This window comes from Promineifilum sp. (SeqCode), assembly GCF_041918635.1.
Classification (GTDB): domain Bacteria; phylum Chloroflexota; class Anaerolineae; order Promineifilales; family Promineifilaceae; genus Promineifilum.
On sequence record NZ_JAYRVJ010000677.1, the window covers coordinates 1 to 11918 of the forward strand.

The 11918-nt window shown below is 61.9% G+C and carries 10 protein-coding genes; 7 read left to right on the plus strand and 3 right to left on the minus strand.

Annotated elements, in window-relative coordinates; all coding sequences use genetic code 11:
* Nucleotides 1-345: 345 nt before the first annotated feature.
* Together ACE3UY_RS19820 and ppc are read left to right on the plus strand one after the other, a co-directional pair.
* Nucleotides 346-732, plus strand: coding sequence for a GxxExxY protein (locus ACE3UY_RS19820; RefSeq protein ID WP_374689217.1), 387 nt, complete (start codon nt 346-348; stop codon nt 730-732).
* A 49-nt stretch (nt 733-781) separates the two neighbouring features.
* Complete coding sequence (gene ppc, locus ACE3UY_RS19825; RefSeq protein WP_374689209.1) at nt 782-3562, plus strand: phosphoenolpyruvate carboxylase; 2781 nt, start codon at nt 782-784, stop codon at nt 3560-3562.
* A 102-nt stretch (nt 3563-3664) separates the two neighbouring features.
* On the opposite strand, the gene ACE3UY_RS19830 is transcribed toward ppc, so the two are convergent.
* The 3 genes from ACE3UY_RS19830 to ACE3UY_RS19840 all read right to left on the minus strand — a co-directional run bounded on the left by ACE3UY_RS19830 (nt 3665) and on the right by ACE3UY_RS19840 (nt 7798).
* Nucleotides 3665-4870, minus strand: coding sequence for a sugar ABC transporter permease (locus ACE3UY_RS19830; protein WP_374689210.1), 1206 nt, complete (start codon nt 4868-4870; stop codon nt 3665-3667).
* 10 nt (nt 4871-4880) lie between these two features.
* Nucleotides 4881-6407, minus strand: a complete 1527-nt coding sequence (locus ACE3UY_RS19835; RefSeq protein ID WP_374689211.1) for an ATP-binding cassette domain-containing protein — start codon at nt 6405-6407, stop codon at nt 4881-4883.
* Between the two features lie 206 nt (nt 6408-6613).
* Nucleotides 6614-7798 carry a sugar ABC transporter substrate-binding protein gene (locus ACE3UY_RS19840; RefSeq protein ID WP_374689212.1) on the minus strand — a complete coding sequence of 395 codons (1185 nt, stop codon included), beginning with the start codon at nt 7796-7798 and terminating at the stop codon, nt 6614-6616.
* Nucleotides 7799-8064: 266 nt separating this feature from the next.
* Here ACE3UY_RS19840 and ACE3UY_RS19845 point away from each other — a divergent pair, with 266 nt between their 5' ends.
* From ACE3UY_RS19845 to ACE3UY_RS19865, 5 genes are all read left to right on the plus strand, one after another.
* The gene (locus tag ACE3UY_RS19845) at nt 8065-9033 is read left to right on the plus strand and encodes an MBL fold metallo-hydrolase (RefSeq protein WP_374689213.1); all 969 of its coding nucleotides are present in this window, start codon (nt 8065-8067) and stop codon (nt 9031-9033) included.
* Nucleotides 9005-9523, plus strand: a complete 519-nt coding sequence (locus ACE3UY_RS19850; RefSeq protein ID WP_374689214.1) for a thioesterase family protein — start codon at nt 9005-9007, stop codon at nt 9521-9523. The genes ACE3UY_RS19845 and ACE3UY_RS19850 overlap by 29 nt, the downstream gene beginning before the upstream one ends.
* 53 nt (nt 9524-9576) lie before the next feature.
* Nucleotides 9577-10923 carry a DNA methyltransferase gene (locus ACE3UY_RS19855; protein ID WP_374689215.1) on the plus strand — a complete coding sequence of 449 codons (1347 nt, stop codon included), beginning with the start codon at nt 9577-9579 and terminating at the stop codon, nt 10921-10923.
* A gap of 1 nt (nt 10924) precedes the next feature.
* Nucleotides 10925-11725 carry an endonuclease gene (locus tag ACE3UY_RS19860; RefSeq protein ID WP_374689216.1) on the plus strand — a complete coding sequence of 267 codons (801 nt, stop codon included), beginning with the start codon at nt 10925-10927 and terminating at the stop codon, nt 11723-11725.
* 22 nt (nt 11726-11747) lie between these two features.
* Nucleotides 11748-11918: CoA transferase (locus ACE3UY_RS19865; RefSeq protein ID WP_374689218.1), on the plus strand; the 171-nt coding region annotated here is incomplete at its 3' end.

The following is an 11918-nucleotide window of genomic DNA, read 5'->3' on the forward strand; positions in this document are numbered from 1 at the left end:
GCCGACCCGTCGGTGTCGGCCGGGCGGGAGTTGCGCGAGGAGACAGGGTATGAGGCGGAGGCGATCGTCCACCTGGGCACGGTCGCGCCGAACCCGGCCTTTCTGAACAACCGCTGCCACTCCTACCTGGCGCTCGATGTCCGGCCCGTGGCCGCGGTGGAACTGGATGGGGCGGAGGACATCCTGTTCGAGGAAATCCCCCTGGCGGCGATCCCCGACCTCATCCGCACCGGGCGCATCACCCACTCATTGACCGTCACCGCGTTCTACTATTATGAGCTTTATCGGGAGGCGAAGAGGCTCACGCAAAGATCGCAAAGAGCGCCAAGAACGCCAAGTTCTCCAATCAATGCCAATGAGGAGAATGAGATTGCCCATCAAGTGGTAGACGTAGCTTATCACCTACATCAAGCCTTGGGGCCAGGGTTGCTTGAATCCGCTTATGAGGCCGTGCTGAGTCACGAGCTTCAGAAGCGCGGGCTACATGTAGCTCGACAAGTTCTGCTGCCAGTGCTTTTCGACTCAGTGCGGGTTGATGCTGGCTATCGAATTGACCTATTGGTGGAAGACAAGGTCATAGTAGAGTTGAAGTCAGTTGAGGCGCTTGTTCCGGTGCATCAGAAACAACTTCTGACTTACCTGCGGCTGGCTGACAAACGCCTGGGCCTTCTCATCAATTTCGGCGACCCACTATTCAAACGTGCGGTCAAGCGCGTTGTCAATGGTCTATAAAGACCTAAAATTCTTGGCGTTCTTTGCGCTCTTGGCGTGAGATCTTCTTATGGCACTATCACGAGAGAAACAGGACCGGCTCAGCGAGGACATCCACCTCCTCGGCGACATCCTCGGCCACGTCATCCGGCGGCAGGCGGGCATCGAGGTCTACGAACTGGAAGAGCGCATCCGCGCCCTGGCCAAGACCCGCCGCGTGGACGACGACCCGGCCATTGACCGCCGGCTGGCCACTATCGTCGGCCGCCTTGACCCAAACGAGGCCGAGCTCGTCGCCCGTAGCTTCACCACCTACTTCGAGCTGGTCAACCTGGCTGAGGAGCAGCACCGCGTCCGCGTCCTGCGCGAGCGGGAGCGCGACGCCCACCCCCAACCCCTGCCGGAGTCCGTCCCCGCGGCCATCGCCGCCCTGCGCCGCGCCGGCGTGGACGAGTTCGAGATGCGCCAACTGCTCAACCGGCTCGACATCGAACTCGTCTTCACCGCCCACCCCACCCAGGCCAAGCGCCGCACCATCCTGACCAAGCTGCGCCGTATCGCCGCGGCGTTGACCGACCTGGACGTGCGCGACCTGCTGCCAGCCGAGCAACAGACCATCCGCGATCAAATCCTGTCGGAGGTAACGCTGCTGTGGGTCACTGACCGCAGCCGCACCTCCCGCCCCAGCGTCACCGACGAGGTGCGCACCGGCCTCTTCTACTTCGACACGACCCTGTGGGACGCGCTGCCCGCCGTCTATGAGGACATGGAGAACGCGCTGGCCCAACACTATCCCGCCCTGCGCGCCCCCGACCGGTTCCTGACCTTCGGCTCCTGGATCGGCGGCGACCGCGACGGCAACCCCAACGTTACCGCCGACGTGACGGCCGAGACACTGCGCCTGCACCGCGGCCTGGCCATCGAGAAGCACCGCGCCGCCGCCCGCCTGCTCGACCGCTCGCTGAGCATCTCCGACAAGCTGGCCGACGTGCCAGAGGCGCTGGAGGAGGCGGTGGCGGAGTACGGCGAACTGAAGGGCCACCTGGCCTTCCTGCGCGACCGCTACCCCAACGAGACCTTCCGCCTCTACGCCGGGCAGTTGGGGGCCGACCTGGCCGAGGCGTCGGCCGGCGACATGGTGGCCCGGCTGAAGGGGCAGGCCAACCCGCCGCTGCGCATGCGGCGCATGGAGAACCTGCTCCAGCCGCTGTCACTGATGGAACGGGCGCTGCGCGAGGGCGGCATGGCCGACATCGCCCGCGCCGACCTGGAGCACAGCCTGCGGCAGGCGCGCATCTTTGGCCTGCACGCCGCCCGGCTCGACCTGCGCCAGTACAGCGACTACAACACGGCCGTCCTCGACGAACTGCTCGGCCGGCTCGGCTGGTGCGATGGCTTCGGCCAGATGGATGGGCCGGCGCGGGCCGCCGTGCTGACCGAGATGCTGGAGCGCCCGGCCCCCGACCTGACCCGCTTCGACGATCTCTCGGCCGAGACGCGCGAAACGCTGGAGCTGTTCCGCATCGTCAAGCGCGCCGTGGACTTCTACGGGCCGGAGCTATTCGGCCCCTATATCGTCAGCATGACCCACGGGCCGGAGGACATCCTGGCCCCGCTGCTGCTGGCCTACTGGCACGGTCTGGCCGGGGAGGGCGCGCCGGAAGGGCTGGCCTTCGCGCCACTGTTCGAGACGCGGGCCGATCTGCGCGCCGCGCCGGAGGTGATGACGGCTCTCTTCGCCCACCCCGGCTACGCGCCCCATCTAGCCCGCGCCGGACGCCGCCAGACGATCATGATTGGCTACTCCGACAGCAACAAGGACGCCGGCTATCTGGCCGCCAACTGGGAGCTATACCAGGCGCAGGAGGCGCTGGCCGCCACCTGCCGCGCCCAGGACGTGGTGATGACCCTCTTCCACGGCCGGGGCGGGACGATCGCCCGCGGCGGCGGCCCGGCCAATCGCGCCATCCTGGCCCAGCCGCCCGGCTCCGTCGGCGGGCGCATCCGTATCACCGAGCAGGGCGAGGTCATCGCCGACCGCTACAGCCACCCGGCCATCGCCGAGCGCCACTTGCAACTGGTCGTCCACGCCGCGCTCATCGCCAGCGCGCCGGAGCACTGCCGCCTGTTGGCCCGGCCCAAACCGGAGTGGCTGGCGGCGATGGAGGAACTGGCGGCGCTGTCCTATCGCGACTACCGCGCCCTGATCTACGAGACGCCGGAGTTGCTGCTCTACTGGAGCCAGGCCACGCCGATGGACGAGATCAGCCAGATGCGCATCGGCTCGCGGCCGTCGCGCCGGACGGGCGCGGCCACCTTCGAGAGCCTGCGGGCTATCCCCTGGGGCTTCAGCTGGATGCAGTGCCGCCACGTGCTGCCGGGCTGGTATGGCGTCGGCGCGGCGCTGACCGCGTTCGGCCGCGACGCGGCACGGCTGGCCCTGCTACAAGAGATGTACCAGGAGTGGCCCTTCTTCCGCAACGTGCTGGACAACTCGCAGGTCTCCATGTCCCAGGCGGACATGAGCATCGCCCGGCGCTACGCCGAACTGGTGGAGGATGAGCGGGTGCGGGAGTTAATCTATGGGCGGGTTGCGGCGGCTTTCGAGGAGACGCGCGACTCGGTGCTGCTGGTGACGGGGCAACGGCAGTTGCTCGACAATGACCCGGTGCTCCAGCGCTCCGTGCGCCAGCGCAACCCCTACATCGACCCGCTGAACTTCATCCAGGTCAGCCTGCTGCGCCATCTGCGCGCCCTGCCCGACCCAGAGAGCGCCGAGGCGGATAGCTTGCGCAACACGATTTTCCTGACGATCAACGGGATCGCGTCGGGGCTAAAGAACACAGGATAAGAAGAGCTCACGCAAAGAACGCAAAGAAGCCAAGTACGCAAAGCAGAATTAATCTTCCTTTGCGTCCTTGGCTTCTTTGCGCTCTTTGCGTGAGCTTCTTTCTTAACGATTGCGGGTCGCTACGTCGAAGATGACGGCCAGCGCCAGCACGATACCGCGAACGATGTACTGGTAGGAGATGCCGATGCCCATCAGGTTCATGCCGCTGGTGAGCGAGGCCATGACCAGCGCGCCGACGACCGCGCCCGTGACGCGCCCCACGCCGCCGGCAGCCGAGACGCCACCCACGTAGGAAGCGGCGATGGCGTCTAGCTCGAACAGCGTGCCCGCCGTCGTCGTGGCCGATTGGAGGCGCGAGGCGAACAACATGCCCGACAGCGCGGCCAGCATGCCCATCTGGCTGAAGATGAGATAGGTGATGCGCTTGACGTTGACGCCGCTCAGTTCGGCCGCTTCCGGGTTGCCGCCAACCGCGTAGATGTGGCGGCCGAGGACGGTCTGGGTGGTGATGAAGTGGTAGATCGCCAGCACAATCAGCAAGACCACCACCGTCCAGGACAGGCCGTTGTAACTGGCCAGGACCCACGTCAGCGCGCCGATCATGATGGCCATGAAGACGAGCTTGAGGATGAAGATGTTCATGGGCAACACTTCAAACTCGTAGGCCAGCTTGGTGCGCCGTCCCTTCAACTCGTTGTAGATGAACAGGACGATAGCCAGAATGCCCAAGACCAGCGTGATGATATGCAGTCCACCCTCGCTGATGTCCGGGATGAAGCCGTTGCCAATGGCGTTGAAGGCCCTGTCGGAGATGATGATCGTGCCGGAGCCTTCAGTCGCGACCAGAATTGCGCCGCGATAGACCAGGAAGCCGGCCAGGGTGGCTACGAAGGCGGGGATGCCCAGTTGGGCCACCATGTAGCCGGGGAGCAAGCCCAGCAGCGCCCCGATGATCAGGATCGACGGCACGACGACCCACACCGGCAAGCCCCAGAATGTCATGGCGATAGCCGCCGCAGCGCCCAGGAAACCGGCCAGAAAGCCGATGGACAGGTCGATGTGGCGAATAACGATGACCAATGTGACGCCGATGCCTAACACAGCAATATAGCCAAACTGGTTGAGTAGATTGCTGAGGTTGCGGGCGGAAAGGAAAATACCATCGGTCAGAAAGTAAAATATGCCCCAGATGACAAACAGGGCGATGAACATGCCGTAGTCGCGGATGTTCTGGCGCAGCACTCGTCGCAGATCGCTGACGAAATTGGAATCGGGTTCCCGAACCGGTAGATCTTTGGCGACGCTCATTTCGGCCTCCTTAATTCAATGTTGCCAGATGCATGATCTTCTCTTGGGTGGCTTCGGCGATGGGCAACTCTCCGGTAATTTCGCCGGCCGATACGACGTAGACCCTGTCGCTCATTCCCAGCACTTCGGGCAGTTCGGACGAGATCATGATGATGCTCATGCCTTGCTCCACGAGCCGGTTCATCAGGGTGTAGATCTCGAACTTGGCGCCCACATCAATGCCGCGCGTTGGCTCATCCAGGATGAGGATGTTAGGCTCCACAAACAGCCACTTCGCCAGCGACACCTTCTGCTGGTTGCCGCCGCTCAGGTTGCTGACCTTCTGCTGGATACTGGGCGTCTTGATGTTGAGCGACTTCTTGTATTCGTTGGCGACCTTGATCTCCTTGTTGCTGTTGACGACGCCGCGCTCGGCCAGCGCGCGCAGGTTCGCCAGCGTCACGTTCTCGCGCACGTCCTGGATGAGGATCAGGCCGTTGCGCTTGCGGTCTTCGGAGACGTAGGCCACCCCGGCGTTCATGGCTTCTTTGGGGTGCCCGAAGTGGCGCTTCTGGCCGTTCACGGTGAGGTCGCCATTGACCCGATAGCCCAGCGGGTTGCCGAAGATACTCAGGGCCAACTCAGTGCGCCCGGAGCCCATCAGCCCTGAGAAGCCGACGATCTCGCCCCGCTTGACGTTGAACCTGTTGTTCTTGAGGATCGTGCGCTCCACGGCCGGGTCATAGACATCCCAGCTGTCGACCTCCAATACCACTTCGTCCGACCGCACGTGCGTCCGGGGCGGGTAGATGTGGTCGATCTCGCGGCCGACCATGTTCTTGATCAGCACTTGCTCCGACACTTCCCCCTTGTGTGCGTCCAGGGTGCAGATGGACTTGCCGTCGCGGATGACGGTGACCGAGTCGGCCAGCTCCATGATCTCCTTCATCTTGTGGGTGATCATGATGCAGGTGACGCCGTTGCTCTTCAGGTCGCGCAACAGGTCGAAGAGGTTGTCCACGTCCCCTTCGTTCAGGGCCGAAGTCGGCTCGTCGAGGATGAGCAGGCGCACATCCTTGCTCAACGCTTTGGCGATCTCGACCAACTGCTGCTTGCCGACGCCCAACTCGACGATCTTGATGGCCGGGTTGACGTTCAGCTTCACCTTCTTCAGCATCGCGTTGGCCTGGCGAATCGTCTCGTTCCAGTCAACGCGCATCCCTTTGCGAATCTCATTGCCGAGGAAGATGTTCTCGTATATCGCCAACTCGGGGATGAGGGCCAATTCCTGATAGATGATGCCAATGCCGGCCTTTTCGCTGTCGCGAATGCCGCCGTACTTCTGCAACTCCCCGTTGAGGTAGATTTCGCCGCTGTAGTCGCCGTACGGGTAGACGCCGCTCAGCACTTTCATCAGGGTCGATTTGCCCGCGCCGTTCTCCCCAACCAGGAAATGGATCTCCCCTTCCTGGACGCTGAAGCTGATGTTGTCCAACGCCTTGACGCCAGGAAACTCCTTGGTGATGTTCCTCATTTCCAATATGGTTTTGTTGCTCATGGGCTGCTCCGCAAGAATGAGGTATTTCGCCGACGCGCCCGAGAATCCTGGGGGTTCCGCGAGCGCTCTGGTTCCGATACGACAACCGCGGAGAACACAAGGCGATCCGCTCGCCCCTGCGCTCTCCGCGGTCTCAGGTTAAGGTTCAGTCGGAAGCGTGGCGGCCGTTAGCGGCGCGCCATGCTCCAGGCCTGCGGCTCAGGAGCTTACTCCAGGCCGGTGAAGTCCTCGGCGGTGTAGTAACCGCCGTCGATCAGGACTTCCTGCACGTTGTCGCGGGTCACCGTGATCACGGGCGACTGAATGGCCGGCACGTCGATGACGCCGTTGTTGTAGGCGCCCTGGGCGTTCGGCGTCTCGCCTTGCAGCAGGGCCACGGCGGCGGCGATGGCGTCGTTCACCAGCGTGCGCACGTCCTTGAAGACGGTCATGGACTGACGGCCGTCAATGATGTACTGCACCGACGCCTTCTCGGCGTCCTGGCCGGTGACGAGGAAGCTGGTCACGTCCGTATCGGTGGCGAAAGCGTCGGCAATGGCGCGCGCCGTGCCGTCGTTCGGGGCCAGGATGAAGACGTCGCCCTTATCCTCGGCCGGGGCCGCGGTCAGGTTCGCCTCGGCCAGGTTCTTGGCCGTGTTGAAATCCCAGTTCGTCGTGACCTGGTTGATGATGGCGGACTGCTGATCGCGGGTCAGTTCCAGCGTATCCTGCAGGGCCACCGCCTCGCTGGAGTTCACCACGCGGAAGGTGCCATCGGCGATCTTGGGCTGCAACACTTTCCACGCACCCTCAAAGAAAATGAAGGCGTTGTTGTCAGAAGCCGCGCCGGCGTACAGGAACAGCGGGTTGTCCGTGCCCTCGGCGTTATCGACCAGGAACTGCGCCTGCTGCGCGCCCACGGCGAGGCTATCGAAGGTGACGTAGTAGTTCACCGCGTCGGTGTCGCGGATCAGGCGGTCATAGGAAATGACGCTGACGCCGGCGTTCTTGGCCACCTCGGCGGCGGCGGCGGCGGCGGTGCCGTCGTGCGGGGTGATGATGAGCACCTGGACACCCTTGGTGATCAGGTCTTCCACGTTAGCCCGCTCCTTGGCCGAGTCGCCCTGGCTGAAGAGGATTTCCACTTGGTAGCCTTCAGCTTCCAGCGCTTCGCGGAAACGAGTCTCATCCTGCACCCAGCGCGGCTCGTCCTTGGTGGGCAGGACGATGCCTACGCGACCGGACACTTCGCCAGCAGGCTCTTCAGCCGCTCCTTCTTCCGCCGGCACTTCGGCTGCAGCGGTCGGCTCAGCCGCTTCCGGCGCGGTCGTGCCGCCGCCGCAAGCTGCCAGAGCCACGATCGCCAGCATGGCGACCAAAACCAAACTCAATCTTAACCACATGCGTTTCATTGGACTTCTTTCCTCCGTGTAGGTAATTGGGACATCCTACAAGTACGTAGCTATAACCGATTTAGAATGGACTGTCAAGCATTTACGGGCTAAAACATTGAAGTTGCAACCTTCTTGGCGAAGGCGTCGCATACCCTGTAGGGGCAGACCTGCGTGTCTGCCCCTGCGCGTCTGCCCCTGCGCGTCTGCTCCAGGACGCACACGCAGGTGCACCCCTACGACAGGTTTCGACAGCGCCACGGAATGAGCGGATAATACGGCCCTATATGGAGCCGATTCGCATTGAGCTGCCGACCGGTCTGGCTGTAGGCTCGGTCAATGCCTACCTGTTCGAGCACCCCGAGGCCGTCCTGGTCGATGCCGGCATCAAGTCGGCTGCCTGTTGGGAAGCACTGGTCGATGGGCTGGCCCTGCGCGGCCTGGCGGTGCGCGACCTGTCCCGCGTCGTCATCACCCACGCCCACGTCGACCACTATGGCCTGGCCGGGCGCATCGTCGCCGAGAGCGACGCCACGGTATGGGTGTCCGACCTGGGCGCGCCGTGGCTGCTGTCCACGGCGGCGAAGTGGCAAGAGCGGCTCGTCTACTACCGCGACGACTTCTTGCTGCACCTTGGCCTGCCCCAGGAAGCAATTGAGACGACGCTGCTGAGCATGCAGGCTTTGGCGTCGCAGGTAGACCCCGTGCCGGCCGAGCGGCTGGTCGCCTTCCGGCCCGACGGCGTGCTCCAGATGGGCGGGACGGCGTGGCAGGTCATCCACACCCCCGGCCACGCCAGCATGCAGACCGTGTTCCACCAGCCGGAGTCGCGGCAATTGCTGTCGGCCGACATGCTGCTGGCCGTCACCCCGACGCCGGTCGTCGAGCAGCCGCCGCCGGGCGAGAGCCGGCGCGCGCCAGCGCTGCCGCTCTTTCTGCGCTCGCTCGCCGCGGTGGAGGCGCTGGACGTGGCGATGGTGTACCCCGGCCACGGCCGGCCGTTCGGCGACCACCGCCGCGTCGTCGCCAAACAGCGCCGGCGCATCCGCGAGCGCCAGGCGGAGTGCCTGGGTTATGTGCGCGCCGGGCTGGCGACCGTCCCGGAGTTGCTCGACGCCATGTACGCCCACCAGCCGCCGAGCATGCGTTTGGCGGGGTTGTGGATGCTCATCGGTTATCTCGACCTGCTCATCGGCGACGGGCAGGTCACCTGTGAGGAGGACGCTGATGGCATCTGGCGCTACCGGCCGGATTGAGCGGCTGCCGGCTGTGGAGCAGGTTCGCCAACTGCCCTGCTTCCACCGGGCGGAGATCACGCCCGACCACCTGGACGCGATGGGGCACATGAACATCCGCTGGTACATGGCCCTCTACGACGAGGCGGCGTGGGCCTTCTTCGCCGCGTTCGGCATGGACGAGCGTTACTTCCGCGAGCGGCGCAGCGGCGGCTTCGCGCTTCAGCACTACATCCACTACCTGGCCGAGGTGCGGCTGGGCGACCGCGTGGCCGTCCACGCGCGGCTGCTGGGCTATTCGGCCAAGCGCATCCACTACATGGCCTTCATGGTCAACGAAACGCAGCAGCGCCTGGCCTCGCTGGTCGAGGCGCTGGGAGCGCACGCCGACATGGAGACGCGTCGCCTCAGCCCGTTCCCGCCCGATCTGGCCGAGAATCTGGCGCGGCTGCTGGAGCGGGACAAGGCAGTAGGGTGGGAAGCGCCGATCAGTGGGGCTATGCAACCATGAGTTAGGGCAATTGGTCGGCTGCCGGCGGCAGAGTTGTGGTCTATAATCGTATCATGTGGACGAACTACATACAGCCTCCCTTACCTTTGGAGTTATCGGACACAAATGGCCGGGTGTTATCCGACAACGCCAATAGCGTTAAGGTCGAAGACCGCGCCTTCCATGAGTGGTATCGCTTCGTCCTTTCTTATCCTCCGCATCTGGTGCGTGAGTACATCCATCGCTTTTCGCTAAATCCTGGCAATGTGCTACTCGATCCTTTCTGTGGCACAGGTACGACCTTGGTAGAAGCCAAGCTGGGAAAGCTTCATGGGATTGGAACCGAGGCCAATCCATTTCCTCACTTCGCCAGCAGCGTCAAGACAGATTGGAGTGTTTCACCAACAGAGATCGAGACGGCAGCTACCCAGGTTGCGGACAGCGCCTATAAGATGCTCCTGGAGCAAGGTCTTGATGACAACATCATTAGCCAGGGCAATTCGATTCCTTTGCGCCAACTGCCTGCCACGGCCGAAAAGGCGCTGATCAAGAATTCGATCAGTCCGCTGCCATTGCACAAGACCCTCGTGCTACTGGATAACATCAAAGCCTTTAGCAATACGCCTTTCTATCGCTATGGACTGTTGGCGCTGGGCAAGGCACTTGTCACGACGATCGGCAACTTGAAGTTCGGTCCGGAAGTAGGTGTTGGCAAGCAAAAGCAGGACGTCGCGGTTATTGCCGCATGGTTAATTGAGATTGATCGAATCGTGCGCGATCTTCGCAGCCTAGACGATCGAGCATTTCCCCCCACACATGTACATTTGACGGATGCGCGCGAGATCGGCACGATCTTGCCCGCTTGTTCGGTTGACGCCGTCATTACCTCTCCGCCTTATCCAAACGAAAAAGACTACACTCGTACTACCCGTCTGGAGAGCATTATCCTCGGTTTTGCTGAAGACATTCACGGCGTCCAAACAGTCAAGAGGCAACTGGTGCGCTCCAATACCAGGAGCGTTTACAGTACGGACGACGATGAGCAATGGGTAGTTAGTCACAAGGAAATCCAACGCCTTGCCAACGAGATCGAGCAACGGCGAATTGAATTGGGTAAGAACTCCGGCTTCGAAAGGCAATATGCCCGTGTGACGCAGCTGTATTTTGGGGGTATGGCCAGACATCTGGCGGGATTACGACGGGTGCTGAAGCCCGGCGCGCGGCTCGCCTACGTCGTGGGGGATCAGGCATCGTATCTACGCGTGATGATCCGGACCGGTGCGCTTCTGGCCGATCTAGCTGAACGCCTCGATTATCAAGTTGAAGGGATCGATCTATTTCGCACACGCTTTGCCACCGCCACGCAGGTCGATCTTCGTGAAGAAGTCGTGGTACTCAAGTGGCCGGGATTCAAGAAGTGAAATGTCGGAGCAGAAACTTAATCGTTATACCCGTATAATCGAGGCCATCTTTCTCCAATACTATCGCGAGGGAATGGAAGAAGTGACATTTTCTCGCATCGACATCGAAACAGCAGCCGAACAATTGGGCATCAATTTACCCAAGAATATCGGCGACATTCTTTACTCCTTTCGCTATCGCGCTGCGCTCCCAAGTTCTATCGTCAGTACAGCCCAACCGGGAAGGCAATGGATCATAAGAGCAACAGGCCGGGCTACTTATGCCTTTGCTCTTGTGAAGCAGATCACTATCGAACCGAACCTATCACTGGTCGAGACGAAAATACTTGATGCCACTCCCGGAGTCGTAAAACGCTATGCGCTTAGTGATGAACAGAGCCTTTTGGCCAAGCTTCGCTACAACCGGTTAATAGACGTGTTTACAGGGCTGACATGCTACTCTCTTCAGAACCATCTTAGAACGACGGTTCTTGGCGTGGGCCAGGTTGAGACTGACGAACTATATATTGGCTTGGACAGGCGGGGGGTTCATTACATGGTTCCGGTTCAGGCCAAGGGTGCTAAAGACCAAGTTGGACAAATCCAAATCGAACAAGATCTCGCTCTGTGCCGTGAGAGGTTCCCGGAATTGCTTTGTATTCCCATGGTCGCCAAATTCATACGTACAGACCTGATCGCGCTATTCGCATTCGAGAACACCGAAGACGGGATCGCTATAACAAGCGAAAGGCACTACCATCTGGTTGATGCAGGTAACTTGTCATCAGAGGAGCTGCTTACCTACCAAACACGACCCTTATAGTATTTGCGTTGTGGAGGGTCACGTGGCTCAACCTCTATCCACTCTCAAAGTACTCGACTTCACCACCCTCCTTCCCGGCCCTTTCGCCACGATGATGCTGGCCGACCTGGGCGCGGACGTGGTGCGCGTCGAAGCGCCCAACCGGCCCGACATGGTGCGCTTCCTGCCCCCCTACGACGGCGACGCCTCTGCC

Bases quoted from the DNA above. Each gene is read 5' to 3' on its own strand.
- ACE3UY_RS19855 (WP_374689215.1), top strand. From the start codon at position 9,577: ATGTGGACGAACTACATACAGCCTCCCTTACCTTTGGAGTTATCGGAC.
- ACE3UY_RS19835 (WP_374689211.1), bottom strand. From the start codon at position 6,407: ATGAGCAACAAAACCATATTGGAAATGAGGAACATCACCAAGGAGTTT.
- ACE3UY_RS19830 (WP_374689210.1), bottom strand. From the start codon at position 4,870: ATGAGCGTCGCCAAAGATCTACCGGTTCGGGAACCCGATTCCAATTTC.
- ACE3UY_RS19860 (WP_374689216.1), top strand. From the start codon at position 10,925: ATGTCGGAGCAGAAACTTAATCGTTATACCCGTATAATCGAGGCCATC.
- ACE3UY_RS19840 (WP_374689212.1), bottom strand. From the start codon at position 7,798: ATGAAACGCATGTGGTTAAGATTGAGTTTGGTTTTGGTCGCCATGCTG.
- ACE3UY_RS19850 (WP_374689214.1), top strand. From the start codon at position 9,005: ATGGCATCTGGCGCTACCGGCCGGATTGAGCGGCTGCCGGCTGTGGAG.
- ACE3UY_RS19845 (WP_374689213.1), top strand. From the start codon at position 8,065: ATGGAGCCGATTCGCATTGAGCTGCCGACCGGTCTGGCTGTAGGCTCG.
- ppc (WP_374689209.1), top strand. From the start codon at position 782: ATGGCACTATCACGAGAGAAACAGGACCGGCTCAGCGAGGACATCCAC.